This is a genomic window from Pseudomonas sp. GW822-FHT06B12 (assembly GCF_058799675.1).
In genome coordinates this window covers 199555-225899 of sequence record NZ_JBXALR010000007.1, presented here as the reverse complement: position 1 = coordinate 225899, position 26345 = coordinate 199555, and the positions used below count along the sequence as shown (strand labels likewise).

Here is a 26345-nt window from a genome sequence, read left to right as displayed (position 1 = left end):
ATGCGGTGGAGTCAGGCTTCAATTTCCGGCTGCAGAGGACCCGAAAATGCCATAGCGTATTGGCGTGACCAGAAGGTTAATCCCCCGAGAGTGCTCACATGCCCGATAATCAGCGTTTTTTCATTCGCGCAACCTAGGGAAGCGGATAGCCCATGAATCGCTACCAGCCACCGTTAACTCTGACCCCGTCCATGCTCGCTTTGGTCGCCGAGATCAGCGAGCAGGTTGGACGACTGTCGGAACGGCATGAGGTGACACTGACGCCACAGTTGCGTCGGGGCAATCGTATTCGCACTATCCAGGCCTCGCTGGCCATTGAGAACAACACCCTGAGTGTCGAACAGGTCACTGCGGTGCTGGACGGCAGGCGGGTATTAGGCCTGCCGCGTGAGATTCAGGAGGTGCGTAATGCTTTTGCGGCCTATGAGGCGATGCCCGGTTGGCAGCCTGCGTCCCGGGAGCATCTGCTGGAAGCCCATGACCTGCTGATGCACGGATTGATTGACGACGCCGGGCAGTTCCGCCGTGGTGGGGTAGGCATCTACCGGGGGGAAACGCTGGTGCATATGGCCCCGCCGCCCAGCCGTGTGCCAACGTTGGTGGACGATCTGCTCGGCTGGCTGTCCGGTACCGACCTGCATCCACTGATTGCCAGCTGTGTATTCCACTATGAATTCGAGTTCATCCATCCGTTCGCCGATGGCAATGGGCGCATGGGGCGCTTATGGCAAACGTTGATACTCAGCCAGTGGCGTCCCGTACTGGCCTGGCTACCGGTGGAGACAGTGATTCGCGAGCAACAGGACACCTATTACGCTGCCCTGGCCGCAGCCGATCAACAGGCTGAGGCCACACCATTTGTGGAGTTTATGTTGCAGGCGTTGCAACAGGCCTTGCTGGATACATCGCAGGCCGACCCGGCAAGCGATCAAGTAAGCGATCAAGCTAGCGACCAAGTAGCCCGGCTGCTTCAAGTAATGGCCGGTAGCGTTGCCCTCAAAGCGGGGGAGCTGATGCAGCACTTGCGACTGGCGCACCGCCCGACCTTCCGCAACAACTACCTGAACCCCGCATTGGCCGCCGGACTGATCGAAATGACTCATCCCGACTCTCCGCGCAGTCCGGCACAGAAGTACCGATTGACTGCACGAGGTACGCAGTGGGTGGCCAAGGAAAACAAGTAGACGCCCCCCGAGCTATAAGACCGAGTGAAATGCTTGATTGGGCGGCCATCTCCCATTTTCGAGCGGGTCTATGCAAACCGTCTGCAAGCCCAAACCCTAACCCAACTCCGCGACACCCTGCTCCCCCGCCTGATCTCTGGCCAACTCCGCCTACCCGAAGCCGAGGAACTGGTCGAGGAGGCGTGTGCATGACCAAAATCTCGCCCCCCGCACTACCCGAGGGCTACGCCGTTTGGCTAGCCCAACTGAAAGGTGACATCACCCATGCCCGGCAACGGGCAGCACTGGCGGTCAATGCCGAGCTGGTTCAGCTCTATCACCGCATCGGGGGCGAGATTCGGCAGCGGCAGGAGTCCCAAGGTTGGGGCGCTAAAGTCATCGAGCGCCTGGCCTGCGATCTAACGGATGCTTTCCCTGAGGTTCGTGGCTTCTCCAGTCGTAACCTCAAGTACATGGCCTTCTTCGCCCAGCATTGCCCGGATGGTCAATTTGGGCAGCAGCCTGCTGCCCAATTGCCCTGGTTCCATGTAGTGAAACACCTCTAATGACGACTTTCCTGCAGACATTAAAAAGCCGGCTTGTGGCCGGCTTCTCGGGGACTGGCTTGGTTTATTTTTGGTAAACCGTACCAGCCTTCAAAACGTACACCCGGATCTTGCGTCCGGCTGTGGGACTTGGCGAGAAAGTCATCTGCCTTGTCGGTGCGATCGGACCGGCGTAGGCGGGTCGATGCAAATGTGGGGCGCAGCATACTGATTTTTTTGGGGAATTCCCAGCTTGAAGTGCTATCCAGAGCGATTACGGGGCTGATCGGTGAATGGGGAGCGATCAGTTTTTCTTCATTACCCAAGTACTTTGTTGGGCAGAGATAGCCAGGATCGCAGCCTTCGTCAGCTCCTACGATTGATCAGGTGTGCGCCGGATCTGTAGGAGCTGCCGAAGGCTGCGATCTTTTTGGGCTTGTCCGGTGGTCAACAGAACGGCACCGGTGGCCGTCGCTTGTTCAGCGTGGACCACCAGAAGACCCAGCCGAGGATTTCGATGTTCTGTGCTTCGATCTCTTTGGCGCTGAAGATTTCGTCGGGGTAGCCGCTGCTGTTGTGGCTGCGCAGTCGCAGGGCGCCGGAGGGGAGGCGATGCAGGTATTTGATGCGTAGCATGCCGGCGTGTTCGAGGGCGTAGATCTGGCCGTCGACGACCTGGGTCAGGCTGCGGTCGATGGCCAGGGTTGAGCCGTCTTCGATTTTCTCCGACATGCTGTCGCCGACCATCGGCACGCAGATGGCTTGGGCCGGTTCGACTTCCAGGCTTTCCAGGTAGTGTCGCGGCAGGCGGATGAACTCGCCGGGTATTTCGGCGACCTGGGTATCGCTGGCGCCGGGGGCTGTGGGGACTTCTTTATACAGCGGGATTTCTATATCGGCCGAATCGACGTTCACGATGTACACGCCGCGTGTTTCTTGTGCGTCGAAAACATTGCCGGTCTGATCGGCAAGTTGGTTCTGACCCGGGTGCATGGGGCCTTCGCCGTTGAGCAACCATAGGCTGTTGACGCTCAACAGGCGGGCGATTTCGTCCATCCGCGGGTAGGGAACGCCGCGGATGTACCAGTTGTTCACGTGCTGGGGCTCGACGTTGCAGAAAGCCGCGAATGCCGTCGGGGTGATGTTCACCGCTTTCAGGAGCGCTTTGAAGCGTGGGCCGCATTTGTGCTTTTTCATAAACGGAGTTTACGGGCCGGAGGCGCGGGATTAAATAAACAACCGGATCAATCTTCGCGGGAATATTCTGCTGTAGTGCAGGATATTGTTAGTTCATATTAAACATGTCTAAACGTTAGACTTTGTTTCATTAAACGCTCTGTTTATCTTGGTGTTTTAACACTCATAAAAAAACCCCGGATAACCGGGGTTTCTCTTGAAGCTTGCCGCTAGAAGCTTACCGCTGCTTCTCAGCCTTTATAGGCAGCAACCGACTTCATGATCGCGGCGCGAGCGGCATCTGCGCCGTCCCAGCCTTCGATCTTCACCCATTTGCCTTTTTCGAGATCTTTGTAGTTCGCAAAGAAGTGCTCGATCTGCTGAATCAGCAGCGGTGGCAGGTCGGTGTATTCCTTCACGTCGACGTACAGCTGGGACAGCTTGTCGTGTGGAACTGCGATGACTTTAGCGTCGCCGCCGCCGTCGTCGGTCATGTTCAGGATGCCGACTGGACGCGCGCGGATCACCGAACCTGGAGCAACCGGGTAAGGGGTCACGACCAGCACGTCGAGGGGATCACCGTCGTCCGCGAGGGTGTTCGGGATGTAACCGTAGTTGGCCGGGTAGAACATTGGGGTGGCCATGAAACGGTCAACGAACAGGCAATCGCTGTCTTTGTCGATTTCGTATTTGATCGGCGCATGGTTGGCCGGAATCTCGATCGCGACGTAGATGTCGTTCGGCAGGTCTTTGCCAGCCGGAATCTTGCTGTAGCTCATTGGGCGGTGCCCCCGTAAGTGGCCAAATGACTTGGCCGGATTGACCAAAAAGTGGCGGCGATTATAGGCATATTCCGCCGCCAGTGCCACGTACCAGAGGTCGTCTAGACCTTAGTCGTGTGCCTGATAAGCCGGATGTTCGGCATGCAGTCGCATAAGCCTGGCCAGTGGGTCCTGGCGGTAAAACAGCTGCAGTTGCTGATAGACCTGTGGATAAGTTGCGTGCAGTAAATCCGGGGCGCTGAAGAAGTATTCGCTGGTGACGGCGAAGAATTCGGCCGGATTTTCCGCTGCGTAAGGGTCGATCGAAGTGTCGGCGTGCGGGTGGCGATCCAGTTGGCGATTGAGGTCGTCGTAGGCATGTTGCATGACCTTCGCCCAGTCGCTGACGCGCATGTCGCTGTGCAGCGGCGGCAAACCGTTGGCGTTGCCGTTGAGCATGTCGAGTTTGTGCGCCAGTTCGTGGATCACCAGGTTGTAGCCTTCCCAGCCACCGCTGGCCATCACGCCCGGCCAGGCCAGAATGATCGGGCCCTGTTGCCAGGCTTCGCCGCTGTGCTCGCCGTTCCACTCATGCTCGACGCCGCTGGCATCGCGATGGCGCTGCGGGCTGAGAAAGTCGTCGGGGTAGAGCACGATTTCGTGGAAACCCTGATACCAGTTCAGGTCGCCCAGGTGCAACAGCGGCAACTGCGCCTGCGCGGCAAGCAGCAGGCGTTGTTCCTGGTGCAGTTCAACGCCGGGCAGGCAGGTCAGGTGTTTGTCTTGCAGGAAGAGCACGGCGGCCTCGCGCAGCCACTGATCTTCGGCCTCGCTGAGGCCGTCGAGAAAACTCAGGTGTTGGCGCACCCGCTGCCAGGTTTCATCGGCAACGGGGTGTTTGGCCAGCGTGCGCTGGCGGCGCCAGGCATTCAGGAACCACATGGACGCTCAGCGCGACTCGGCTTTGGAGCTCGCGTTGGCCAGGCGATTGCGGATCAGGCTAATGATCATCGGCAGCAGCGACAGCAGGATGATGCCCACCACCAGCAGCGACAGGTTCTTCTTGATGAATGGCACGTTACCGAAGAAATAACCCAGGGTAACCAGGCCACCGACCCAGAGGATGGTGCCGAACACGCTGAAGGCGAAGAAGCGCGGGTAAGGCATTTTGCCGACGCCGGCGACGAACGGTGCGAAGGTCCGGATGATCGGCAGGAAACGCGCCAGGGTCACGGTCTTGCCACCATGCTTGTCATAGAAGTCATGGGTTTGTTGCAGGTAGTCGCGACGGAAGATCTTCGAGTTCGGATTGCTGAACAACTTTTCGCCGGCGGTTCGCCCGACGAGGTAGTTGGTGCTGTCACCGAGAATCGCCGCCAGCATCAGCAAGCCGCCCAGCAGTACCGGGTCCATGCCGCCACCGGCCGCTACTGCGCCTGCGATGAAGAGCAACGAATCGCCCGGCAGGAAAGGCATTACTACCAGGCCGGTTTCGCAGAAAATCACCATGAACAGGATGGCGTAAATCCATGGCCCGTAGTTGTTCACCAGCATGTCGAGGTAGACGTCGAGATGCAGGATTAGGTCGATCGGGTTGAAATCCATGGTGGGCACCTGTGGTAACGGCCCGACTCAGCAGGCCTGTGCAAATATTTTGGAAAATTGGGCTACAGGACCGTGGAGTTATTCTTACAGCCTGTGAGGCTCCGGATTATACGGACTGAAAGGTGAAAAGCGTGTCGAGTTTGTAGCGAGGGATTTCCAAGTCGGATCGGCGGTTCCGCACTGAACCTTGTGGGAGCGAGCTTGCTCGCGATTCAGACGCTTCGGTGTGTCAGTCATACCGAGGCGATGCTATCGCGAGCAAGCTCGCTCCCACAGAGTCTGGATCAGAGCTCTTCGCTGATCGGCAAAATGTAGTTCTTGAACTCGGTGTCTTCGCGAAAACCGATGGATTCGTAGGTTTTTTGCGCTATTTCGTTGTCGCTGCTGGTGGACACGCGCATACGGACAGCCTGGGTTTCCTTGGCCATTTTCTTTGCGGTGCGCATCAGGTTGTCGGCGACCAGTTGGCGGCGGGCGTCTTCGGCGACGTAGATATCGTTGAGGATCCACACGCGCTTGAGCGACAGGGATGAAAAGCTTGGGTACAGCTGACAAAAACCCAGCAATTTGTTGTCGTCATCATCGGGCAGGGCCAGATAGATCACCGACTCCTTGCGACGCAGGCGCTTTTCCAGAAAGGCCCGGGACGAGTCTGGGTAAGGCAGCGAGCCATAAAACTCGCGGTATTTGACGAACAAGGGCGTCAGAAGGTCCAGGTGCTCGAGGGTTGCTTGAGTAATCCGCATGCTAGGCCTCAACTTCAAATAGATAGAGCGGCAGTTTCCAGTGGATACGACGGCAATCGGTTCACTACTCGGGCAGCCGTTCGTCGACTCTGCCTGAAAGCGGATCAAAAACGCAATTCCAATACGGCTCAGTCATCCGGCGGACTCAGTAGGAAATTTCCTTTCATATCAGCGTCATCTTTCGACCCAATAGTCTGGACCTGGGCTTCGTCCTTCAGGTTGACCCCTGACAGCTGCCGTCGACAGGCTTCGCGCATCAAGTACAGCAAACGGTGTGCCGCCATGCCATAGCTCAGACCTTCGAGCCGAACATTGGAAATACAGTTGCGATAGGCGTCCGTCAGGCCGACCTTTGGATTATAGGTGAAATACAAGCCGAGACTGTCTGGCGAGCTGAGGCCAGGGCGTTCGCCGATCAGGATCACGACCATTTTAGCGCCGAGCAATTCGCCGATTTCGTCGGCCACGGCGACGCGCCCCTGTTCCACCAGAATCACTGGCGACAACGACCAGCCTTCGGCGTGGGTCTGTTCTTCCATGCGCGCCAGAAACGGCAAGGTGTGCCGATGCACCGCCAGCGCCGACAGGCCGTCGGCCACAACTATCGCCAAATCAACGCCACCCGGGTTGGCCAACGCGTGTTCGCGCAGTTTTTGCGCGGACGGGTCACTCAGCTTGCGACCCAGGTCTGGCCGTTGCAGATAGCTGTGTCGATCGCTGGCGGCGCTGTGCAGCAGCAGACTGTCGCGTCCGCGCTCGGCCAGTTGCTGGCTGAGCCCGGCATGGTCGAAGGGCAGGTGCACGGCATCGCGGGCCTCGGCGTGGGCGTACTGGAAATCCAGTTGCGCGCCGGTCGGCATACTGGTGCCGGTACGACCCAGCGCGATGCGTGCCGGGGTCAGGCGGCGCAGTCCCAGCCAGGGGTTTTGCGGGTCGACGGTTGGTTTATCCATCAGCAGATTACTCATCCCAGTTGCGCCATGGCCTGGCGGAAGGCCGGCGGCAGGTTGTTGCCGAAGTGAATCTTGCCGTCACCTTGGGTGAAGATACCCATTTTCGCCAGCCACCTCTCGAACTCCGGCGCCGGCTTCAGGCCCAGGGTCTGGCGCGCGTAGAGTGCGTCGTGGAACGACGTGGTCTGGTAATTGAGCATGATGTCGTCGGAACCCGGGATGCCCATGATGAAGTTGATCCCGGCCACGCCCAGCAGTGTCAGCAGGGTGTCCATGTCGTCCTGGTCGGCTTCGGCGTGGTTGGTGTAGCAGATGTCGCAGCCCATCGGCACGCCGAGCAATTTGCCGCAGAAGTGGTCTTCAAGGCCGGCGCGGATGATCTGTTTGCCGTTGTAGAGGTATTCCGGGCCGATGAAGCCGACCACGGTGTTCACCAGAAACGGCTTGAAATGCCGCGCCACCGCATAGGCACGGGTTTCACAGGTTTGCTGGTCGATGCCGTGGTGGGCGTTGGCCGACAGTGCGCTGCCCTGGCCGGTTTCGAAGTACATCAGGTTTTGCCCCAGCGTGCCGCGATTGAGGCTCAAACCGGCTTCATAACCTTCCTGCAGCACGCTCAGGCTGATACCGAAACTGGCGTTGGCCGCTTCGGTTCCGGCGATCGACTGGAACACCAGATCCAACGGCACACCACGATTGATCGCCTCGATTGAGGTGGTGACGTGGGTCAGTACGCAGGCTTGGGTCGGGATTTCGTAGCGCTGGATCACCGCGTCGAGCATTTCCAGCATGGCGCAGATCGAGGCGATGCTGTCGGTGGCCGGGTTGATACCGATCATCGCGTCGCCGTTACCGTAGAGCAGACCGTCGAGGATGCTCGCGGCGATGCCGGCCGGTTCGTCGGTGGGGTGGTTGGGTTGCAGACGGGTCGACAGGCGACCGCGCAGGCCCATGGTGCCGCGAAATTGGGTCACCACGCGGATTTTCTGTGCCACCAGCACCAGGTCCTGCACGCGCATGATCTTCGATACGGCGGCGGCCATTTCCGGGGTCAGGCCGGGGGCGAGGGCGCGCAGGCTGTGTTCGTCGGCCGCATCGCTGAGCAGCCAGTCGCGAAAACCACCGACGGTCAGGTGGCTGACGGCCGTAAAGGCGCTGGCGTCGTGGGTGTCGATGATCAGTCGGGTGACTTCGTCGGATTCGTAAGGGATCAGCACTTCTTGCAGGAAATGCTTGAGCGGGATCTCAGCCAGGGTCATTTGCGCGGCAACCCGTTCGCCATCGTTCAGGGCGGCGACGCCGGCCAGAAAATCCCCGGAGCGCGCGGGGCTGGCCTTGGCCATGACTTCCTTGAGACCGTCGAAACGGTAGGTCCGGGCGCCGACGGTATGGGCAAATGCAGCCATGAGCGGTGTCCTCTTGATTCTATAAGTGACTCAAATACACCGCTGACCCCCTGTGGGAGCGAGCTTGCTCGCGAATACGGTGTGTCATTCAGCACATATGCCGGATGTCAGACCGCTATCGCGAGCAAGCTCGCTCCCACACTGGATCTCAGTGCACTTCAATAATGCATGCGCCGGGAAAACGGCCCGGCGCAGGTGCACGTTATATACCGGTGAGCATCGCATCCGCTGGTGCGTCGAAGCGCTGTTTGGCGGTCAACTGGAAGTAGATGAAGCCTGCCACCATGAAGCCGAGGAAAATCATCCCGATCAAGGTATTGAACCAGGCCATCGCCACCAGGCAGACCACCGCCAGGAACAGCGCAATGCCTGGCACGATCGGATAGCCCGGGGCGCGGAAGGTGCGTTCCAGCAGCGGCTCGGTTTTGCGCAGTTTGAACAGGCTGAGCATGCTGATGATGTACATCACGATAGCGCCGAACACCGACATGGTGATCATTGCCGCGGTCAGGGTCATGCCTTGCAGGTTGACCAGACCATCGCTGTAGATCGCCGCGATGCCAATCACGCCGCCGGCCAGAATCGCCCGGTGTGGGGTCTGGAAGCGCGAGAGCTTGGCCAGACCGCGAGGCAGGTAACCGGCGCGAGCCAGGGCGAAGAACTGCCGCGAGTAGCCGAGGATGATCCCGTGGAAGCTCGCCACCAGACCGAACAGACCGATCCACACCAGCATGTGCATCCAGCTGGAGTTGTTGCCCACTACGGCTTTCATCGCCTGTGGCAGCGGGTCGTTGATGTTTGCCAGGGTCCGCCAGTCACCCACGCCGCCAGCCATGACCATCACGCCAATCGCCAGGAACACCAGGGTCAGAATTCCGCTGACGTAAGCCTTGGGAATCGTCCGTTTCGGGTCCTTGGCTTCTTCGGCAGCCATGGCCGCGCCTTCGATCGCGAGGAAGAACCAGATAGCAAACGGTATCGCCGCAAACATCCCGGGGATCGAGCCCATCGTGAACTCGCTCGAACCCGCCCAGCCGTTGAGCACGAAGTTGCTGAAGCTGAAGCCCGGTGCAACCACGCCCATGAACACCAGCAATTCGGCCACCGCCAGCACAGTCACCACCAGTTCAAAGGTCGCGGCAATGCTGACGCCAAGGATGTTCAGGCCCATGAACACGAAATAGGCGCCGACTGCGGCGATTTTCGGGTCCAGATCCGGGTATTGCACGTTCAGGTAGGCGCCGATGGCCATCGCAATGGCCGGTGGTGCAAAGACGAACTCGATCAGCGTGGCGATCCCGGCGATCAAACCGCCTTTTTCACCAAAGGCCCGTCGGCTGTAGGCAAAAGGCCCGCCAGCGTGGGGAATGGCGGTGGTCAGCTCGGTAAAACTGAAGATGAAGCAGGTATACATCGTCGCCACCATCAGCGCGGTGACGAGAAAACCCAGGGTGCCTGCGGTGCCCCAGCCGTAACTCCAGCCGAAGTATTCGCCGGAAATCACCAGGCCGACGGCAATGCCCCACAGGTGCAGGGTGCCGAGTGTGGGTTTGAGCGTTGTTGAAGAAGTCATAAGTCCTCTCTGTCTTTTTTATTGTTTGATCTGTTGGACTTTCGGGTACGGCGGTTTGGGTGGATAGACGCTGTTCACGCAGCGGTTAATCTGTCGAGCGGGCACGCAAAGCCCATGCCAGAGCGGCAGGGCGATATTCGGTGTGTCAGTTAGGACGCCATCGCGAGCAAGCTCGCTCCCACAGTGGACTTGTGTCAGACCAGACTGGTGGATTCACCACAAACCTTGTGGGAGCAGCCGGTCGACGCTCGATTGCTCGCGATAGCCATTTGAAGGGCGACACAGAAATATCGGCGTCGCCCTCGTTTTTAGAAGAAGCCCAGTGGATTGATGTCGTAGCTCACCAGCAGGTTTTTGGTTTGCTGGTAGTGGTCGAGCATCATTTTGTGGGTTTCACGACCGACGCCGGATTTCTTGTAACCACCGAACGCGGCGTGGGCCGGGTACAGGTGATAGCAGTTGGTCCAGACGCGACCGGCCTTGATCGCGCGGCCCATGCGGTAGGCGCGGTTGATGTCGCGGGTCCAGAGGCCGGCGCCGAGGCCGAACTCGGTGTCGTTGGCAATCGCCAGGGCTTCGGCTTCGTCCTTGAAGGTGGTGATGCTCACCACCGGGCCAAAGATTTCTTCCTGGAATACACGCATTTTGTTGGTGCCCTTGAGCAGGGTCGGCTGGATGTAATAGCCGGTCGCCAGGTTGCCCTCGAGTTTTTCCACCTTGCCGCCGGTCAGCAGTTCGGCGCCTTCGCTTTTGGCGATTTCCAGGTAGGAGAGGATCTTGTCGAATTGCTGCTCGGACGCCTGGGCGCCGACCATGGTGTCGGTGTCCAGCGGGTCGCCACGTTTGATTTGCAGGACTTTCTTCATCACCACTTTCATGAAGTCGTCGTAGATCGACTCTTGCACCAGTGCGCGGGACGGGCAGGTGCAGACTTCGCCCTGGTTGAAGAACGCCAGCACCAGGCCTTCGGCGGCTTTCTCGATGAAGGTCGGTTCGGCTTGCATGATGTCGGCGAAGAAGATGTTCGGCGATTTGCCGCCCAGTTCCACGGTGGACGGGATGATGTTTTCGGCGGCGCATTTCATGATGTGCGAGCCGACCGGAGTCGAGCCGGTGAAGGCAATTTTGGCGATGCGTTTGCTGGTGGCCAGGGCTTCACCGGCTTCTTTGCCGAAACCTTGCACCACGTTCAGTACGCCGGGCGGCAGCAGGTCGCCGATCAGTTCCAGCAGCACGGTAATGCCCAGCGGGGTTTGCTCGGCGGGTTTGAGCACCACGCAGTTACCGGCGGCCAGGGCTGGAGCGAGTTTCCAGGCAGCCATCAGGATCGGGAAGTTCCACGGGATGATCTGCCCGACCACGCCCAGTGGTTCGTGAATGTGGTAAGCCACGGTGTTGCCGTCGATTTCCGCGGCGCTGCCTTCCTGGGCGCGCAGGCAGCCAGCGAAGTAGCGGAAATGGTCAGCGGCCAGCGGAATGTCGGCGTTGAGGGTTTCACGCACGGCTTTGCCGTTGTCCCAGCTTTCGGTGATCGCCAGGACTTCGAGGTTTTGTTCGATGCGGTCGGCTATTTTCAGCAGCACCAGTGAGCGTGCCTGAGCAGACGTGCTGCCCCAGGCATCGGCAGCTGCGTGGGCAGCGTCCAGGGCTTTTTCGATGTCTTCGGCCGTGGAGCGGGGGAATTCGGCAATCGGTTGGCCGTTGACCGGCGAGGTGTTGGTGAAGTACTGACCTTTGACAGGCGCGACGAACTCGCCGCCGATGTAGTTGCCGTATTTACTCTTGAACGAAACGATAGCGCCTTCAGTACCTGGGTGAGCGTAACGCATGGTGAGTATCTCCTTGGCTTTTGTGCTTATAAGGGAGTACGCGCTTTGAGCGCTTGATAAGCGTAGAGCAAAGGTCGGGCCAGTGCTTTACAGGTCAGGTAAATCAAGGGCTTACGGTTTTTTTGAGAGTTGCCGAAACTGGGGCTGTGACAGAGGCGGTACAACGCCTGTGACAGTTTGTACCGCTTGTGGCACAGCCTGTGACCTGGCGGTCAGGCCAGCATTGCAATGCGCTCGATGCTGGAGGATGCTCAGTGCCTGCGATGGACCGTAGGAGCTGCCGAAGGCTGCGATCTGTTGATCTTGAAAAATCAAAGTCAAAAGATCGCAGCCTTCGGCAGCTCCTACAGGGGTCGTGTACACCTTTCGGGGAGAATAATAAGAAATGCACAGCAACCATTTGAGTCGCCATGCCCAGCAAGTCTTGACCGTGACCCAAGGCAAATCCCATTTGCAGGGTCCGGGCAGCGATCCGTCCATCGCCCGTTCCTGGCTGCGTTGTCTTGAGGACTATCACCTCGACCCGGCCCTGACCATGGCGCCGACGGTGCTTGAGCACGGTCGTGTGCTTGAGAGTCGCGAACGCTTGCAGCAAGTCCTGCAAATTGCCGGCGGTGAAATGACCAGCCTGCATCAACAACTTTCCGGTGCCGGCCACGCGGTGCTGTTGACCGATGCGCGTGGGGTGATCCTCAACTGTGTCACCGCGCCTGCCGAACGGAAGATTTTCGAGCGCGCCGGTCTCTGGCTCGGTGCCGACTGGAGTGAAGCCTGCGAAGGCACCAACGGCATCGGCACCTGCCTGGTGGAGCGGCAGTCGCTGACCATCCACCAGGATGAGCATTTTCGGGGCCGTCATACCGGGCTGACCTGTTCGGCGAGCCCGGTGTTCGATCCGCACGGCGAACTGCTGGCGGTGCTCGACGTCTCGTCAGCGCGCCACGATGTCTCGCGTCAGAGCCAGTTTCACACCATGGCGCTGGTCAATCTCTCGGCGAAGATGATCGAGAGCTGCTACTTCCTGCGTTACTTCGACAATCAATGGCTGCTGCGCTTTCACTTGCAGGCCGAGTCGGTCGGGCTATTCAGCGAAGGGCTGTTGGCGTTCGACGGAGAAGGGCGCATCAGTGCGGTCAATCAGAGTGCGTTGAACCTGCTGGGGCATATTCGCGGCGGGTTGCTGGGCAAACCGGTCGAGGCGTTTTTCGATTGCTCGCTGGACGAACTGCTGGGGCGGGCGAGCGTCAATGCCAGCGCCAGTTGGCCACTGCGCACCCGTGACGGGCGGGTGTTGTTTGCGCTGTTGCGCGGCCAGCCGCGCAGCGTGCCGACCCCGGTTCTGCAAAAGCCGGTCATTGCCGAGCGCCCGGCTCTTTCAGGCATTTGTCTTGGGGATGAAGGGCTGCAGAATGACTTCCGCAAAGCCTTGCGGGTCTTCGAACGCGATGTGCCGCTGCTGATCAACGGTGAAACCGGCTCGGGTAAAGAGGCTTTCGCCAAAGCTGTGCATCAGGCCAGTCAGCGTGCAGAAAAAGCCTTCGTTGCGCTCAATTGCGCGGCGATCCCGGAAAGCCTGATCGAGAGTGAACTGTTCGGTTATCGCGGTGGCAGTTTCACCGGTGCGCGCAAAGAGGGCATGCGCGGCAAGTTGCAGCAGGCCGATGGCGGCACGCTGTTTCTCGACGAAATCGGTGACATGCCGTTGGCGTTGCAAACCCGACTATTAAGAGTGCTGGAAGATCGACAGGTGGTGCCCATCGGTGGCGAGCCGCTGTCGGTCGATGTAAGGATCATCAGCGCCACTCACCGTAATTTGCTTGAGCGCGTGCAGGACGGCAGCTTCCGCGAGGATTTGTACTACCGCCTCAATGGTCTGGAAATCGCCTTGCCGGCCTTGCGCGAACGCAGCGACAAATCCCAGTTGCTCGACTTTTTACTGGCTGAAGAGGCGGGTGGGGAGGCGGTGCTGATTGATGCTGCGGCCAGGCAGGCGCTGCTCGACTTCGCTTGGCCGGGCAACGTGCGGCAGTTGCGCAACGTGTTGCGGACTTTGGCGGCGTTGTGTGAAGACGGGCGGATCGGGGTTGAGGATTTGCCGGTGATGATTCGCCAGGGGCGGCCGGTACTTGCGCTGGTGCAGACGGACGAGGTGTCAGAGTATCCGTTGGACGATGCCGAACGCCTGGCCTTGCTCAATGCCCTGGAGCAGCAACGTTGGCACATGACCCATACCGCTGAACAACTGGGCGTCAGCCGTAATACGCTTTATAGAAAGCTGCGCAAGCACGGTATCGCCCGTTAAACCGCGTCGTGGCCAATCGCGAGCAAGCTCGCTCCCACATTTGATCAGGTGTGTTCACATATTTTGTGTACACAGACGAGCCGGTGTGGGAGCGAGCTTGCTCGCGATGGCGTTTGCAAGTCCGAAACACAAGGTGCGATTTTTCCCACCCTACGCTAACCTGCCTCGATGTTTTACGAGGTTGACTATGCACATTCATATTCTGGGTATTTGCGGCACTTTCATGGGTTCGATGGCGGTTCTGGCCAAAGAGCTGGGCCATCACGTGACTGGCTCCGATGCCAACGTCTACCCGCCGATGAGCACTCAGTTACAGGCGCAGGGCATCGAGCTGACGCAAGGCTATGATCCTGCCCAACTCGATCCGGCCCCGGATCTGGTGGTGATCGGCAATGCCATGTCGCGCGGCAACCCTGCGGTCGAATACGTATTGAACAAAGGCCTGCCGTACGTCTCCGGTCCGCAATGGCTGGCCGACCACGTGTTGCAAGGTCGCTGGGTGTTGGCGGTTGCCGGCACCCATGGCAAAACCACCACCAGCAGCATGCTCGCCTGGGTGCTGGAGCACGCAGGCATGAGCCCGGGCTTTTTGATTGGCGGCGTACCGCAGAACTTCTCGGTGTCGGCGCGTCTGGGCGACACGCCGTTCTTCGTGATCGAAGCCGATGAATATGACAGCGCCTTCTTCGACAAGCGTTCGAAATTCGTTCACTACCGTCCGCGTACCGCGATCCTCAATAACCTTGAGTTCGATCACGCTGACATCTTCCCCGATCTGCCGGCCATCGAGCGACAGTTCCACCACTTGGTGCGGACCATCCCGAGTGAAGGTCTGGTGATCCACCCGACCACCGAACCTGCATTGCAGCGCGTTATCGACATGGGCTGCTGGACCCCGGTGCAAACCACCGGTGCGGGCGGGCAGTGGCAGGTCAAGTTGCTCAGCGAAGACGGCTCGAAGTTCGAAGTGATGTTCGAAGGCGTCGCCCAAGGCGTGGTCGAGTGGGACATGACCGGCCAGCATAACGTCGCCAACGCCTTGGCCACTCTGGCGGCCGCGCGTCATGTGGGCGTGGTTCCGAGTATGGGCATTGCTGCGTTAAGCGCGTTCAAGAGCGTCAAGCGGCGCATGGAAAAAGTCGCTGAAGTTCACGGCGTCACGATCTATGACGACTTCGCTCACCACCCGACCGCCATCGCGACCACCCTCGACGGTCTGCGCAAACGCATCGGCGACGCACCGTTGATCGCGATTATCGAGCCGCGTTCCAACTCGATGAAGCTCGGCGCGCACCGTGACGGTTTGCCACAAAGCGTGGTCGATGCCGATCAGGTTGTCTGGTATGCACCGGCCAACCTCGGCTGGGACTTGCCCGCCGTTGCTGCGCTGTGCACCGTGCCGTCGATGGTCTGCGACTCGCTGGACGGCATCATCGAGCAGGTGAAGCACCAGGCCAAACCCGGCACCCACGTGGTGATCATGAGCAACGGTGGCTTCGGCGGCCTGCACGGCAAATTGGCCGAGGCGCTTAAATGAGCAACGGTCCGGATCGCATCACGCTGGCCATGACCGGCGCTTCCGGCGCCCAGTACGGTTTGCGCCTGCTCGATTGTCTGGTGCGCGAAGACCGCGAGGTGCACTTCCTGATTTCCAAGGCGGCGCAGTTGGTGATGGCCACCGAGACCGACGTCACGCTGCCGTCGAAGCCGCAGACGATGCAGGCCTTTCTCACTGAATACACCGGCGCGGCTGCCGGGCAGATTCGGGTGTATGGCAAGGAAGACTGGATGTCGCCAGTGGCCTCGGGCTCCGGCTCGCCGGCCGCGATGGTGGTGGTGCCGTGCTCGACCGGGACCTTGTCGGCAATCGCCACAGGCGCCTGCAACAACCTGATCGAACGCGCCGCCGACGTGACGTTGAAAGAGCGTCGGCAATTGATCCTGGTGCCACGCGAGGCGCCCTATTCAAGCATTCACCTGGAAAACATGCTCAAGCTGTCGAACATGGGCGTAACTATTCTGCCGGCCTCGCCGGGCTTCTATCACCAGCCGCAGACCATCGATGATCTGGTGGATTTTGTCGTGGCGCGGATTCTCAATCTGTTGAACATCCCGCAAGACATGCTGCCGCGTTGGGGCGAGCACCACTTGAGCAGCGATGAATAAGTTATTGAGTCTGCTGCTCGCCCTGCAATTGGGCGGCTGTGCCACCGCACGCACATTGGATGCGGCCAAGCCCGGTGCACCGGTGGTGTACTCGGGCATGCGTCTTGATCTGTATGCGCTGGACGGTGGTTGCTGTGCCAAGGACCGCTTTGGCGCCGAAGCACCGAGTTACCCCGGCATCGACCTGCCGGCCAGCGCACTGCTCGACACGCTGCTGTTGCCGCTGTCGGTGTTGACAGTGTTGGGTGTGGGGTTTCAGGCGACGGGCGGGTTGTAGTTCGCCGATCGTTCCCATGCTCTGCGTGGGAATGCCTCAATGGACGCTCTGCGTCCGCTCCTGGATGTGACGCGGAGCGTCACGGGCTGCATTCCCACGCGGGAGCGTGGGAACGATCGGTGGCTTGTTACTTGCCCAGCTTGCGCAATTCGTCAGACTCGACAATCCGTAAACCATCCTGCTCTTCCAGTGCCAGGCGCCACATGGCGCGGGCCAGTTGGCAGGCTTCGATACCACGGTATTTGCCGGGAATCAGTTTGGACAGTGGTCCGGCCAGTTGTTCGGCGAGTCGCGGCTCAAGCCGATCGCCCAGCAGCAGGGAAGGCCGGCAAATGGTCAGTTGCGGCCAGTTCTGTGCGCGCAATGCGTATTCCATCTCGCCCTTCACCCGGTTGTAGAAAATCGAGGATCTCCGATCGGCCCCCAGGGCGCTGATCACGATCAAGTGCCGTGCGCCCATTTCCCGTGCACGTTTGGCGAACGCCACGACCATGTCCAGATCGACTGCGCGAAAGGCTTGTTCGGAGCCGGCCTGTTTGATCGTCGTGCCCAGGCAGCAGTAGGCAATGTCGACGCGGCCGCTGAGTTGTGGGAGAAATACAGCCGGATCGCCGACCGGGTTTTCCAGATGCGGATGCTCAGCCAGTGGTCGGCGTGACGGTGCCAGTACGCGGCTGATGGTCGGCTCGTTGAGCAGCCGATCGAGTAAGTGTTCACCGGTCAGGCCGGTGGCTCCAGCGAGCAATACATGCTGAGGCGTCAAGTACATAATGTTTCCCCCTTGATACTGTTCAGCTTAGTTGCTCTTTGCTTCCTTGCTGTTTAAAGCAGCACTTTGTAGTGCTTTGCGTGCTTGCTGCTTGCGCAGTAATTGCCAGTGCGCCAAAACCCCTTTTGGCGCCCAGATCTGTGGCTCCGAGGCCTCGAAATTGTCCGCCAGTTCGCGCTCGGCGACCGTGGCCTTGGCCAGTTTGAACGCCTGCTCCAGATCGTCGGTCTGATTTAGTGCCTGGACGAACAACGCGTCGCCGAAATAGGTGAAGTCGGCCTCTTCCGAGCAACCGAACGACACTCGGTCGGCGCGCGAGGCGGTCATGATCAGCGTGCGTTCGTCCTTGAGTGCCGGGATGAAGCCGCCGGAGTAGCACGCGGAAATCACGATGATCTTGTCGCGGTTTTTCAGCGGTGCGAGCACTGCGGCCAATTCGTCGGCCGGCAAGTCAGCCAGCTCCAGACGCGGTTGGTCGAGCACCAGTTCATGTTCGTGAGTGCCGTGGCTGGTCAGGTAGATGAACACCAGATCTTCCGGCCCGCTGCGTTCGGCCAGAGTCAGAGCGGCGCGGCGCAGGTTCTCGCGGGTAGCCATTGCCCGGTCGCCGAGATGATCGCGATGGTTGACCAGGCGGATCTGGCCATAAGCGCCGAAGCGGCTGGCGAGCATGTTGCTGACGTAGTCGGACTCGCGCAGAAACACACTCTGCTTGCCGTCGCCGCCCAGGGTCAGGGTGTACAGCTCGATTGCCGGGGTCGAGGCGGGCACATTGGCCAGCGCTTCTTCGAGCAGACGCCCTTGCGCCAGCAAACCCAATTCGAGGGTGTCCGGCAGCAATTTGCCATTGGCATCGCGTACACGCAGGCCATTGATCCAGTCGCCGCTTTGCACCGTGCCATCAGTCAGCACCAGCGTGCCGTGACCCTGATAGCTGTCGCTGTCGAACTCACCGATGTAAAAGCTGCCGTCAGCCAGGTTCAAACGACCCTGACCGGTGAAACGCCAATCACTGAATTGGCCGATGTAGTGGCTGTTATCGGCACCAATCAATTCGCCTTTACCGTTCAGCGCGCCTTCCTTGAACTGGCCGACCCACACGTCGCCGTCGGCGTTCTCGTAGCGGCCTTTACCGTTCAGCTGATTCTGTTTGAAACCACCGACGTAGCTGTCGCCCTCGGCACTGCTGAAAGTGCCGTTGCCTTCCAGCTGGCCGTCGACGAAATTACCGGTGAACTGATTGCCGCTGGCATCGCCGCGCTGTCCTTCACCGTTGGGTTTGCCATTGGCGAACTGGCCCTGATACTGGCTGCCGTCCTCAAGTTCGAGACGACCGAGGCCAGAATATTGATCGGCCTTGAACTCGCCGCGGTAGGTCATGCCGTCTTCTTTGAGGGTGCCTTCACCGTCGCGCCGACCGAGTTTGAAACCGCCGGTGTAACTGCTGCCACTGGTCGTCAGCGTGCCCTGGCCATGGAACAGCCCCTGCTGGAATTCTCCACGGTAGACCTCGCCGTTGCTGCCGTGCCATTCGCCCTGACCGTGCCACTGGCCCTTGTCGAACTGACCGGCGTACCAACTGCCATTGGGGTAGTCGATCCGGCCCTGGCCTTGCAGCAACCCGTTGACCAGATCTCCCCGATAGCGGCCGCCATCCGGCAGGCGTGCGTCAGGCGGCAACAGCGATTCGCCATCACCACACGCGGTGAGCAACAGGGTCAGAGCAAGGGGTACAAGTGAGCGCATAGCGGGATCCGGGCAATTAGGCGAGGGAGTATGCCGCAGCTATGTGTCTGATATATAGAGCTGTGCGAAACAGCAGATAGCTGTTTCGCATCGAGCGAGGGGTTACACGAACGCCAGCGACAGCGGTTCAGCGATGTACGCCGGTTTTTCCTGACCTTCGATTTCCAGGGTGGCGGTGGCCTTGAGCAGCCATTGGCCGGGTTTTTTCTCGGTGACTTCAGACAGTTCGACCTTGAGCCGGACTCTGGAGTCGACCTTCACCGGTTGAATGAAACGCACGCTGTCCAGGCCGTAGTTGACCACCATCTTCAAACCCTGCGGCATGACCAGGATGTCCTCCATCAGTTTCGGGATCAGCGACAGCGACAGGAAGCCGTGGGCGATCGTGCTGCCAAACGGGGTTTGTGCGGCTTTTACCGGGTCAACGTGGATGAACTGATAATCGCCTGTGGCTTCAGCGAACAGGTTGATGCGGTCCTGATCGATCGTGAGCCACTCGGAACGTCCAAGTTCCTTGCCGACATAATCTTTGAGCTCTGCAACGGGAACATAGGGCATTGAGACTCTCCTTGGGTTCATCGGTTTTTTAGTTTTTTAGGGTGGGAATTTGCTCCCTGAACAACCACCTTAGATCATCATGGTGATTTGTTCCGGTCAAGCATCCATACCTTTGGCGAATACCCATGCATAGCAAGTGCCATGCTTATAATGTCCGGCCCGCTTGTGGGGGGACGAGTTTTGCTGGAGATCACGGATGTTGTTACGCGGCCTGACCTGGCTGGTGCTGTTTCAATTGCTTGGCACGGCCCTCAACCATTTGTTTTTGCCGGTGCTGCCGGGACCGATTATCGGCCTGCTGTTGCTGCTGGGATTTCTGGTCGTTCGCGGCGAAGTGGCTGAGCCACTGAATCTGGCGGCTGGCAGCCTGCTGCGTTATTTGCCGTTGCTGCTGGTGCCGCCGGCGGTGGGCGTGATGGTTTACGCCGCCGATATTGCCGCGGACTTCTGGGCCATCGTGGGGGCACTGGTGTTGTCGCTACTGTTGTCCATGGCCTTCGCCGGAGTGCTGATGCAACGGCTGATCAAGCGCCACGCTAATCGCTCGGAGGAGTCGTAATGGTCTTCGATTGGCACGGCGCTTTGACGGCAGTGATTCACCACCCGCTGTTCGGTATCGGTATTACTTTGGGTGCGTATCAATTGGTACTGGCAGCGTTCGAGAAAACCCGCTGGATCTTCCTGCAGCCAGTGCTGGTGTCGATGCTGCTGGTGATCGGTGTGTTGCTCGCGTGTGGGCTGACGTACGCCGAGTACCGCAGAAGCACCGAGATCCTCAGTATCCTGCTGGGACCGGCAACCGTTGCGCTGGCGGTGCCGCTGTACCTGAACCTGCGACGGATTCGGCAGCTGTTCTGGCCGATTTTTACTACGCTGGTGATAGGGGGAGTGGTTGCCACCGGCATGGGCGTGTTGCTGGGTTGGTGGTTTGGCGCCGAGCACATGATTCTGATGACCATGGCACCCAAATCGGTGACCTCGCCGATTGCCATGCTGGTGGCCGAACAGATCGGCGGAGTGGCGGCGCTGGCGGCGGTGTTCGTGTTGATCACCGGGGTGATTGGAGCGATTTTCGGCCCGAGTCTTTTGACGCGCCTGGGGGTCCATAGTCCTGAAGCTCGGGGCATGGCGCTAGGCATGACGGCTCATGCCGTCGGCACGGCGGTGGCGATGCAGGAAAATGAAGAGTGCGGTGCATTTGCCGCGTTGGCGATGAGCCTGATGGGTGTGGCCACGGCGGTATTCCTGCCGTTGGCGGTGTCGATGGTGGTTTAAGGAAATCTCTATGAGCCTGGCGCTTTTCCCGCTGAACACAGTGTTGTTTCCCGGTTGCATCCTCGATTTGCAAATCTTCGAGGCGCGCTACCTGGACATGATCGGCCGCTGCATGAAACAGGGCGCAGGCTTTGGTGTGGTGTGCATTCTGGATGGCGATGAAGTGGGTGTCGCGCCCGAAGGGTATGCACTGGTCGGCTGCGAAGCATTGATCACCGATTTCAAACAGCAGGACAACGGCCTGCTGGGCATTCGGGTTCAGGGAGGGCGACGCTTTCATGTGCTGCGCACCGAGGTCCAGCGCGACCAACTGACCGTCGCCGATGTTGAGTGGCTGGATGATCTGCCTGAGCAACCCTTGCAGGATGAAGACGCCGACCTCATTGCCTTGCTCAAGGCGCTGGCCGAACACCCGATGGTCGAGGCACTGAACATGGGCACCGAAGCCACGGGCCAGCAATCGCTGGCGAATCAGTTGGCGTATCTGCTGCCATTTTCCGAGCTGGACAAGATCGACCTGCTGCAACTCGACGACCCGCAACAGCGCCTGGATGCGATTCAGGCGTTGCTGGATGAGTTGCAGGGTGAATTGTTTGCCTGACGTCCGCTAAAAGATCGCAGGCTGCGATCTTTTGCTTTAGCTAATACGCATACCGCAACATCATTTGAGGCAAATGCCACAGCGCGAAGAACCCGAACAATGCTGCCAGCACTGTCAAGACCAGCCACCAGGCCTTGGCCGGCATCGGGCTCAGAGGTGTCTGGCGCTGGGTCAGGTTCAGGCTGGCGGCACACACGCAGGCGGCCAGCATGGCGCCGGCCAGTACATCGGTTGGCCAGTGCGCGCCGAGATAAACCCGCGACATGGCGATGGACGCAGCCGGCAAGCAGCCGAGCAGCAGCCAGGTCAGGCGCATGCGTGTTGGCTGGCCTCGGCCGGCCAGTACCGCCAGGGTCAGGAACAACGCAAACGAACCTGACGAATGACCACTGGGCATGCTGTAGCTGGTCAGCGGATCGGTCAGTACTTCCGGGCGCATCCGGGCGAACAGGTTCTTGGTTCCGGTGTTCGCCAGCGCGGTGATCAGCAGCGTGCTACCCGCGAAGAGCATGTGTCGCCATTGCCGCGTGACCAGCAGCAGGATCGTCAGCGCGGCGCTGATCACCAACATGTTTTTGAATTCGCCGAGCTGGGTGAGCATCACCGCGACTTCATCCAGCAGCGAGCTGCGGTGCTCCTGTACCAGCGTCATCAAGCCCTGATCGAAGGCGTTCAGATGTGGGTAGCCAATAAACAGCCCACCGAGTATCACCAGGCTAAGGCCGGCGATCAGTGCAGTGGCCTGGCGATGAGCGCGCACGCTGCTGTTGATGCTCAGACCCACCAGCACCGCGATGCTGCCGACCACCAGCCCGGCCTGTGGCCAGAAACCTTCGGGCAGCGGCAGGCGAATTGCCGCACCCGTGGCCCAGCCCGGCAGCAGATAGGCTACTGACCAGCCGGCACCCGCCAGCAAACTGACCGCAAAGAAACGCGGGAACGGCATGTCGAACATCCCGGCAACCATGGGCAGCATCGGGCGCAACGGGCCGATAAAGCGCCCGACCAATAAGCTCGCGATGCCATAGCGCTGGAAATAGCTTTCGGCGCCGCTGATCCATTCCGGATGGTGGCGCAGCCCCGGCAAGCGCCGAATGTTCTGGTGGAAGTGTCGGCCCAGGAAATACGACAGCAGATCGCCGAACACGCCGCCGAGGAAGCCCAGCAGCAGCGTTTCGCCCAGCGACAGCGCGCCGCTGCCGGCCAACACCGTGATGGCAAACAGCAACACTATGCCGGGCACGATCAACCCGACAATTGCCAGGCACTCAACGCAGGCCACTATGAATACCGCCACCGCCAGCCATTGCGGATTTACCGTCAACCAGACGGTCAGGCTATCGAGCCATGGGCCCATAAAAACAACTCCATCAGATCATCAGATGAACTGTGGGAGCGAGCTTGCTCGCGATGGGGGCATGACAGCCGACATCAGTGTCAGCTGTCAGTCCGCTATCGCGAGCAAGCTCGCTCCCACAGTGGGTGTTTTTGCTGCTAACCGCAGCAGTACTCACGGAAGCAAGAAATAGTCGCGATCTTCGACCTGGCCGCGTCGCAGAGGGTTCCGGGTGCAGTAGGGCGCGTAGGCGCTGTCGACGAAGCGGTACATCAGGTGTTCGTCGCGGCCATGGGGAATGCCCAGGCGTGTGGTCTGGATGACATGCGCGGGTGGTGTGCCAACGTCTTCGACAAGCAGCACTTCATGATCGAAGCGCTTGGCATCCCAGGTCGGCACTTTCAGCCCCAGCGCCTTGCACAGCAACGTCTGTCCAGCGCAGAGCTTCTGCGAGGGGCGCGGTCGTCCGCTGGCGTCGGGATTGTTCAGCAGCATCTGCGCCAGGCTCGCCGGGCCGGAGATTTCATCGACCCAGGGGTAGGCCGATTTGATCAGCACCGCATTACCCGGCCCATGGGCACTGAAGTTCAGCGAATCACCGCCGCGGGCGTAATACATATAGATGTGGCCGCCATCCAGAAACAAAGCCTTACGTTTTTCTGTGTAGCCGAGGGAGGCGTGGCTGCCTTTTTCTTCGCAGTAATAGGCTTCGGTCTCGATAATCCGCGCCGAAAGCCACAGATCACCGACCCGATGGCGGATCACTTTGCCCAGCAATTCACAGGCAAGCAGCTGCGCATCACGGTTGAAAAAGCTGTCGGGCAGGGCTTTTGGCAGTTTCGCTGCGGTCAAAATAGACATGGCGGCCGAAGAGATCAGGTAAATATGACGGAATGATAACAACTGCGGACTTAATCGAGGCTGAACACTGCCCATTTCGACCATCCGCCCGTCACTGCTGTTAGTAGGAGCGCGCGACAGCTATAATCTGCCGCTTTCCTCTTTGCCAAGACCACAGAGACCATGACTGAGTCCGTTCTTGACTACATGACCCGTTTGGGTCGCGCTGCCCGCGACGCTTCCCGCGTGATCGGCCGTGCCAGTACCGGGCAGAAAAACCGCGCCCTGCTGGCTGCCGCCAACGCTTTGGATAACGCTCGCGCCGAGTTGACCGCCGCCAATGAACTTGACCTGGCCGCTGGCCGGGCCAATGGGCTTGAGCCGGCCATGCTCGAACGTCTGGCCCTGACCCCCGCACGCATCGACGGCATGATCGTCGGTTTGCGTCAGGTAGCAGCGCTGCCCGACCCGGTCGGCGCGATCCGCGACATGAGTTACCGGCCGTCGGGTATTCAGGTCGGCAAGATGCGCGTGCCTCTGGGCGTGGTCGGGATCATCTATGAGTCGCGGCCGAACGTGACCATCGATGCCGCGAGCCTGTGCCTGAAGTCGGGCAACGCAACCATCCTGCGCGGTGGTTCCGAGGCCATTCATTCCAACCGTGCCATTGCCGCCTGCATTCAGCGCGGTCTGGCTGAAGCCGGTTTGCCGGCTGCGGTGGTGCAAGTGGTCGAAACCACCGACCGCGCCGCTGTTGGCGCACTGATCACCATGCCCGAGTACGTCGACGTGATCGTACCGCGCGGCGGCAAGGGCCTGATCGAACGGGTCAGCCGCGACGCTCGCGTGCCGGTGATCAAGCACCTGGACGGCATCTGCCACGTGTATGTCAGTGCCCACGCCGAGTTGCCGAAAGCCCAGCGCATTGCGTTCAACGCCAAGACTTACCGTTACGGCATCTGCGGCGCCATGGAAACCCTGTTGGTCGATCAAGCGGTCGCCAAGGAATTCCTGCCGGCGATGGCTGAACAGTTCCGCGAAAAAGGCGTCGAACTGCGCGGTTGCGAACGCACCCAGGCGATCATCGACGTCGTGGCCGCGACTGAAGAAGACTGGAGCACCGAATACTTGGCGCCGATTCTGTCGATCCTGGTGGTCGACGGCCTGGACCAGGCGATCGAGCACATCAACCATTACGGCTCGCACCACACTGACTCGATCGTCAGTGAACACCAGGGTGAAACCCGGCGTTTCGTGACTGAAGTCGATTCGGCTTCGGTGATGATCAACGCGCCGACGTGCTTCGCCGATGGCTTCGAATACGGATTGGGTGCCGAGATTGGCATTTCTACTGATAAGCTGCACGCCCGCGGCCCGGTGGGCCTCGAAGGTCTGACCTGCGAGAAGTACATCGTGGTCGGTGATGGCCAGTTGCGCGGCCAGGAGCCGGTCTGACTTGGGCGATCTCGGCCAGAGCGCCGCAGTGACTGCCAGCGAACCCGGCCCTCGGCGCATTGGCGTCCTGGGCGGGACCTTCGACCCGGTGCACGTCGGCCATTTGCGCGGTGCACTGGAAGTGGCTGAGGAACTGACCCTCGACGAGTTGCGCCTGACGCCTAGCGCCAGGCCGCCGCATCGGGACACGCCGCAGGTCTCGGCGCAGGACCGTCTGGCGATGGTCGAATGCGCGGTGGCCGGTGTGGCCCCATTGGTGGTGGACGACCGCGAGCTCAAGCGCGACAAGCCGTCCTACACCATCGATACCCTGGAGCTGATGCGCGCGGAACTCGCCGCTGACGACCAGTTGTTTCTACTTTTGGGCTGGGACGCATTTTGCGGCCTGCCCACTTGGCACCGCTGGGAAGAGTTGCTCCAGCATTGCCACATCCTGGTGCTGCAACGCCCGGATGCCGACAGCGAACCGCCGGATGCCTTGCGCAACCTGCTGGCAGCGCGCTCGGTGAGCGACCCGTTGGCCCTCAAAGGGCCGAGCGGACAGATTGCATTCGTCTGGCAGACGCCGCTCGCGGTATCCGCCACCCAGATCCGTCAACTGCTGGCCAGCGGTAAGTCGGTACGTTTCCTGGTGCCCGACGCGGTCCTGGCCTACATCGATGCGCACGGACTTTACCGTGCGTCGAACTGAAAAAGGCGCGCTTCAAAACACGTGAACGCGTGTACCGAAGCGCCCGAACATACGAGCAAAACGAGTTTTATATGACGAACAAAGACGTAACTAAAGTAAAGCGCAAAGGCACATTCAAAAGCGCCCCGCTGCCAGAAACGGCTGTAACCGGCTTGCCTCTCCTTGGCGAAGAGCTGGTCAAGGTCGCCGTAGCGGCCCTGGAAGACGTCAAGGCCCAGGACATTCTGGTGATCGACGTTCGTGAAAAGCAGAGCATCACTGACTTCATGATCATCGCGACAGGTACTTCCAACCGCCAGATCGGCGCGATGCTGGATAAGGTCCGCGAGGCGGTCAAGGCCCAGGGCGTCAAGCCGCTGGGTGAAGAAGGCAAGGGCGACAGTGACTGGGTGCTGCTGGACATGGACGATGTCATCGTACACATGATGACCGCCTCGGCCCGCCAGTTCTACGACCTGGAGCGTCTGTGGGAAGGTGCCGAACTGAGCCGTGCCACCGATGGCAAGCATCACAGCCCTGAAGTCGGTCACGAGCATTTCACCAAGCTCAACAAAGACCAGCAATAAGGGTTC

At 59.9% G+C, this 26345-nt stretch carries 27 protein-coding genes; 12 read left to right on the top strand and 15 right to left on the bottom strand.

Annotation, left to right across the window (positions count from 1 at the left end; genetic code table 11):
- The first annotated feature begins 152 nt into the window (after window positions 1-152).
- Together AC1RKH_RS17880 and AC1RKH_RS17875 are read left to right on the top strand one after the other, a co-directional pair.
- Complete coding sequence (locus tag AC1RKH_RS17880; RefSeq protein WP_493063543.1) at window positions 153-1184, top strand: Fic family protein; 1032 nt, start codon at window positions 153-155, stop codon at window positions 1182-1184.
- A 188-nt stretch (window positions 1185-1372) separates the two neighbouring features.
- Complete coding sequence (locus AC1RKH_RS17875) at window positions 1373-1729, top strand: DUF1016 N-terminal domain-containing protein (RefSeq protein WP_493063544.1); 357 nt, start codon at window positions 1373-1375, stop codon at window positions 1727-1729.
- A 20-nt stretch (window positions 1730-1749) separates the two neighbouring features.
- On the opposite strand, the gene AC1RKH_RS17870 is transcribed toward AC1RKH_RS17875, so the two are convergent.
- From AC1RKH_RS17870 to exaC, 10 genes are all read right to left on the bottom strand, one after another.
- Window positions 1750-2034, bottom strand: coding sequence for a hypothetical protein (locus AC1RKH_RS17870; protein ID WP_493063545.1), 285 nt, complete (start codon window positions 2032-2034; stop codon window positions 1750-1752).
- A 121-nt stretch (window positions 2035-2155) separates the two neighbouring features.
- Window positions 2156-2905 (bottom strand): S24 family peptidase, encoded by a 750-nt coding sequence (locus AC1RKH_RS17865; RefSeq protein WP_493063546.1) that lies wholly within the window; start codon window positions 2903-2905, stop codon window positions 2156-2158.
- A 230-nt stretch (window positions 2906-3135) separates the two neighbouring features.
- Window positions 3136-3663 (bottom strand): inorganic diphosphatase, encoded by a 528-nt coding sequence (ppa, locus tag AC1RKH_RS17860; RefSeq protein ID WP_123423475.1) that lies wholly within the window; start codon window positions 3661-3663, stop codon window positions 3136-3138.
- 111 nt (window positions 3664-3774) lie between these two features.
- The gene (locus AC1RKH_RS17855) at window positions 3775-4587 is read right to left on the bottom strand and encodes a M90 family metallopeptidase (protein WP_493063547.1); all 813 of its coding nucleotides are present in this window, start codon (window positions 4585-4587) and stop codon (window positions 3775-3777) included.
- Window positions 4588-4593: 6 nt separating this feature from the next.
- Window positions 4594-5250 carry a DedA family protein gene (locus AC1RKH_RS17850; RefSeq protein WP_123423477.1) on the bottom strand — a complete coding sequence of 219 codons (657 nt, stop codon included), beginning with the start codon at window positions 5248-5250 and terminating at the stop codon, window positions 4594-4596.
- A 284-nt stretch (window positions 5251-5534) separates the two neighbouring features.
- Complete coding sequence (locus AC1RKH_RS17845; RefSeq protein ID WP_493063548.1) at window positions 5535-5996, bottom strand: GNAT family N-acetyltransferase; 462 nt, start codon at window positions 5994-5996, stop codon at window positions 5535-5537.
- Between the two features lie 128 nt (window positions 5997-6124).
- Entirely contained in the window at window positions 6125-6949 is an 825-nt protein-coding gene (eutC, locus tag AC1RKH_RS17840; RefSeq protein WP_493063619.1) for an ethanolamine ammonia-lyase subunit EutC, read from the bottom strand.
- Between the two features lie 11 nt (window positions 6950-6960).
- Complete coding sequence (locus AC1RKH_RS17835; protein ID WP_493063549.1) at window positions 6961-8355, bottom strand: ethanolamine ammonia-lyase subunit EutB; 1395 nt, start codon at window positions 8353-8355, stop codon at window positions 6961-6963.
- Window positions 8356-8557: 202 nt separating this feature from the next.
- Window positions 8558-9928 carry an ethanolamine permease gene (gene eat / locus AC1RKH_RS17830; RefSeq protein ID WP_493063550.1) on the bottom strand — a complete coding sequence of 457 codons (1371 nt, stop codon included), beginning with the start codon at window positions 9926-9928 and terminating at the stop codon, window positions 8558-8560.
- A 308-nt stretch (window positions 9929-10236) separates the two neighbouring features.
- Window positions 10237-11757 carry an acetaldehyde dehydrogenase ExaC gene (gene exaC, locus AC1RKH_RS17825; RefSeq protein ID WP_493063551.1) on the bottom strand — a complete coding sequence of 507 codons (1521 nt, stop codon included), beginning with the start codon at window positions 11755-11757 and terminating at the stop codon, window positions 10237-10239.
- 385 nt (window positions 11758-12142) lie between these two features.
- Between exaC and AC1RKH_RS17820 the strand changes: the two genes are divergently transcribed.
- The 4 genes from AC1RKH_RS17820 to AC1RKH_RS17805 all read left to right on the top strand — a co-directional run bounded on the left by AC1RKH_RS17820 (window position 12143) and on the right by AC1RKH_RS17805 (window position 16502).
- Complete coding sequence (locus AC1RKH_RS17820) at window positions 12143-14059, top strand: sigma-54-dependent Fis family transcriptional regulator (RefSeq protein WP_493063552.1); 1917 nt, start codon at window positions 12143-12145, stop codon at window positions 14057-14059.
- A gap of 187 nt (window positions 14060-14246) precedes the next feature.
- Window positions 14247-15596, top strand: coding sequence for a UDP-N-acetylmuramate:L-alanyl-gamma-D-glutamyl-meso-diaminopimelate ligase (gene mpl, locus AC1RKH_RS17815; protein ID WP_493063553.1), 1350 nt, complete (start codon window positions 14247-14249; stop codon window positions 15594-15596).
- Entirely contained in the window at window positions 15593-16225 is a 633-nt protein-coding gene (gene ubiX, locus AC1RKH_RS17810) for a flavin prenyltransferase UbiX (RefSeq protein ID WP_123423485.1), read from the top strand. The genes mpl and ubiX overlap by 4 nt, the downstream gene beginning before the upstream one ends.
- The gene (locus AC1RKH_RS17805) at window positions 16218-16502 is read left to right on the top strand and encodes a YceK/YidQ family lipoprotein (RefSeq protein WP_123584516.1); all 285 of its coding nucleotides are present in this window, start codon (window positions 16218-16220) and stop codon (window positions 16500-16502) included. Before ubiX ends, AC1RKH_RS17805 begins: the two co-directional genes overlap by 8 nt.
- Before the next feature lie 127 nt (window positions 16503-16629).
- Here AC1RKH_RS17805 and AC1RKH_RS17800 read toward each other — a convergent pair whose 3' ends face one another.
- The 3 genes from AC1RKH_RS17800 to AC1RKH_RS17790 all read right to left on the bottom strand — a co-directional run bounded on the left by AC1RKH_RS17800 (window position 16630) and on the right by AC1RKH_RS17790 (window position 19575).
- The gene (locus AC1RKH_RS17800; RefSeq protein WP_493063554.1) at window positions 16630-17271 is read right to left on the bottom strand and encodes an oxidoreductase; all 642 of its coding nucleotides are present in this window, start codon (window positions 17269-17271) and stop codon (window positions 16630-16632) included.
- Between the two features lie 27 nt (window positions 17272-17298).
- Window positions 17299-19017, bottom strand: a complete 1719-nt coding sequence (locus AC1RKH_RS17795; RefSeq protein ID WP_493063555.1) for a C13 family peptidase — start codon at window positions 19015-19017, stop codon at window positions 17299-17301.
- A 102-nt stretch (window positions 19018-19119) separates the two neighbouring features.
- Window positions 19120-19575: a MaoC family dehydratase gene (locus AC1RKH_RS17790; RefSeq protein WP_123423489.1), complete on the bottom strand. Its 456-nt coding sequence runs from the start codon at window positions 19573-19575 to the stop codon at window positions 19120-19122.
- A gap of 196 nt (window positions 19576-19771) precedes the next feature.
- Here AC1RKH_RS17790 and AC1RKH_RS17785 point away from each other — a divergent pair, with 196 nt between their 5' ends.
- Genes AC1RKH_RS17785 through AC1RKH_RS17775 form a run of 3 tightly spaced genes read left to right on the top strand, consistent with a single transcriptional unit; the run spans window position 19772 to window position 21451 of the window.
- A complete protein-coding gene (locus AC1RKH_RS17785) occupies window positions 19772-20134 on the top strand; it encodes a CidA/LrgA family protein (RefSeq protein ID WP_493063556.1) in 363 nt (120 codons plus the stop codon).
- Window positions 20134-20850 (top strand): LrgB family protein, encoded by a 717-nt coding sequence (locus AC1RKH_RS17780; RefSeq protein ID WP_493063557.1) that lies wholly within the window; start codon window positions 20134-20136, stop codon window positions 20848-20850. Before AC1RKH_RS17785 ends, AC1RKH_RS17780 begins: the two co-directional genes overlap by 1 nt.
- Window positions 20851-20860: 10 nt before the next feature.
- Window positions 20861-21451 carry an LON peptidase substrate-binding domain-containing protein gene (locus AC1RKH_RS17775; protein WP_493063558.1) on the top strand — a complete coding sequence of 197 codons (591 nt, stop codon included), beginning with the start codon at window positions 20861-20863 and terminating at the stop codon, window positions 21449-21451.
- 40 nt (window positions 21452-21491) lie between these two features.
- Here AC1RKH_RS17775 and AC1RKH_RS17770 read toward each other — a convergent pair whose 3' ends face one another.
- Together AC1RKH_RS17770 and AC1RKH_RS17765 are read right to left on the bottom strand one after the other, a co-directional pair.
- Window positions 21492-22808 (bottom strand): bifunctional DedA family/phosphatase PAP2 family protein, encoded by a 1317-nt coding sequence (locus AC1RKH_RS17770; RefSeq protein WP_493063559.1) that lies wholly within the window; start codon window positions 22806-22808, stop codon window positions 21492-21494.
- A 153-nt stretch (window positions 22809-22961) separates the two neighbouring features.
- Complete coding sequence (locus tag AC1RKH_RS17765; RefSeq protein WP_493063560.1) at window positions 22962-23648, bottom strand: DNA-3-methyladenine glycosylase; 687 nt, start codon at window positions 23646-23648, stop codon at window positions 22962-22964.
- A 162-nt stretch (window positions 23649-23810) separates the two neighbouring features.
- Here AC1RKH_RS17765 and AC1RKH_RS17760 point away from each other — a divergent pair, with 162 nt between their 5' ends.
- The 3 genes from AC1RKH_RS17760 to rsfS all read left to right on the top strand — a co-directional run bounded on the left by AC1RKH_RS17760 (window position 23811) and on the right by rsfS (window position 26339).
- A complete protein-coding gene (locus tag AC1RKH_RS17760; protein ID WP_493063561.1) occupies window positions 23811-25082 on the top strand; it encodes a glutamate-5-semialdehyde dehydrogenase in 1272 nt (423 codons plus the stop codon).
- On the top strand, window positions 25051-25773 hold the full coding sequence (gene nadD, locus AC1RKH_RS17755) for a nicotinate-nucleotide adenylyltransferase (RefSeq protein WP_259740203.1): 723 nt from the start codon (window positions 25051-25053) through the stop codon (window positions 25771-25773). Before AC1RKH_RS17760 ends, nadD begins: the two co-directional genes overlap by 32 nt.
- 71 nt (window positions 25774-25844) lie before the next feature.
- Window positions 25845-26339, top strand: a complete 495-nt coding sequence (gene rsfS / locus AC1RKH_RS17750; protein WP_123423499.1) for a ribosome silencing factor — start codon at window positions 25845-25847, stop codon at window positions 26337-26339.
- The last annotated feature ends 6 nt before the right edge of the window (window positions 26340-26345 follow it).

Bases quoted from the DNA above. Each gene is read 5' to 3' on its own strand.
- AC1RKH_RS17880 (WP_493063543.1), top strand. From the start codon at position 153: ATGAATCGCTACCAGCCACCGTTAACTCTGACCCCGTCCATGCTCGCT.
- AC1RKH_RS17875 (WP_493063544.1), top strand. From the start codon at position 1,373: ATGACCAAAATCTCGCCCCCCGCACTACCCGAGGGCTACGCCGTTTGG.
- AC1RKH_RS17865 (WP_493063546.1), bottom strand. From the start codon at position 2,905: ATGAAAAAGCACAAATGCGGCCCACGCTTCAAAGCGCTCCTGAAAGCG.
- ppa (WP_123423475.1), bottom strand. From the start codon at position 3,663: ATGAGCTACAGCAAGATTCCGGCTGGCAAAGACCTGCCGAACGACATC.
- AC1RKH_RS17855 (WP_493063547.1), bottom strand. From the start codon at position 4,587: ATGTGGTTCCTGAATGCCTGGCGCCGCCAGCGCACGCTGGCCAAACAC.
- AC1RKH_RS17850 (WP_123423477.1), bottom strand. From the start codon at position 5,250: ATGGATTTCAACCCGATCGACCTAATCCTGCATCTCGACGTCTACCTC.
- AC1RKH_RS17845 (WP_493063548.1), bottom strand. From the start codon at position 5,996: ATGCGGATTACTCAAGCAACCCTCGAGCACCTGGACCTTCTGACGCCC.
- eutC (WP_493063619.1), bottom strand. From the start codon at position 6,949: ATGGATAAACCAACCGTCGACCCGCAAAACCCCTGGCTGGGACTGCGC.
- AC1RKH_RS17835 (WP_493063549.1), bottom strand. From the start codon at position 8,355: ATGGCTGCATTTGCCCATACCGTCGGCGCCCGGACCTACCGTTTCGAC.
- eat (WP_493063550.1), bottom strand. From the start codon at position 9,928: ATGACTTCTTCAACAACGCTCAAACCCACACTCGGCACCCTGCACCTG.
- exaC (WP_493063551.1), bottom strand. From the start codon at position 11,757: ATGCGTTACGCTCACCCAGGTACTGAAGGCGCTATCGTTTCGTTCAAG.
- AC1RKH_RS17820 (WP_493063552.1), top strand. From the start codon at position 12,143: ATGCACAGCAACCATTTGAGTCGCCATGCCCAGCAAGTCTTGACCGTG.
- mpl (WP_493063553.1), top strand. From the start codon at position 14,247: ATGCACATTCATATTCTGGGTATTTGCGGCACTTTCATGGGTTCGATG.
- ubiX (WP_123423485.1), top strand. From the start codon at position 15,593: ATGAGCAACGGTCCGGATCGCATCACGCTGGCCATGACCGGCGCTTCC.
- AC1RKH_RS17805 (WP_123584516.1), top strand. From the start codon at position 16,218: ATGAATAAGTTATTGAGTCTGCTGCTCGCCCTGCAATTGGGCGGCTGT.
- AC1RKH_RS17800 (WP_493063554.1), bottom strand. From the start codon at position 17,271: ATGTACTTGACGCCTCAGCATGTATTGCTCGCTGGAGCCACCGGCCTG.
- AC1RKH_RS17795 (WP_493063555.1), bottom strand. From the start codon at position 19,017: ATGCGCTCACTTGTACCCCTTGCTCTGACCCTGTTGCTCACCGCGTGT.
- AC1RKH_RS17790 (WP_123423489.1), bottom strand. From the start codon at position 19,575: ATGCCCTATGTTCCCGTTGCAGAGCTCAAAGATTATGTCGGCAAGGAA.
- AC1RKH_RS17785 (WP_493063556.1), top strand. From the start codon at position 19,772: ATGTTGTTACGCGGCCTGACCTGGCTGGTGCTGTTTCAATTGCTTGGC.
- AC1RKH_RS17780 (WP_493063557.1), top strand. From the start codon at position 20,134: ATGGTCTTCGATTGGCACGGCGCTTTGACGGCAGTGATTCACCACCCG.
- AC1RKH_RS17775 (WP_493063558.1), top strand. From the start codon at position 20,861: ATGAGCCTGGCGCTTTTCCCGCTGAACACAGTGTTGTTTCCCGGTTGC.
- AC1RKH_RS17770 (WP_493063559.1), bottom strand. From the start codon at position 22,808: ATGGGCCCATGGCTCGATAGCCTGACCGTCTGGTTGACGGTAAATCCG.
- AC1RKH_RS17765 (WP_493063560.1), bottom strand. From the start codon at position 23,648: ATGTCTATTTTGACCGCAGCGAAACTGCCAAAAGCCCTGCCCGACAGC.
- AC1RKH_RS17760 (WP_493063561.1), top strand. From the start codon at position 23,811: ATGACTGAGTCCGTTCTTGACTACATGACCCGTTTGGGTCGCGCTGCC.
- nadD (WP_259740203.1), top strand. From the start codon at position 25,051: ATGGCCAGTTGCGCGGCCAGGAGCCGGTCTGACTTGGGCGATCTCGGC.
- rsfS (WP_123423499.1), top strand. From the start codon at position 25,845: ATGACGAACAAAGACGTAACTAAAGTAAAGCGCAAAGGCACATTCAAA.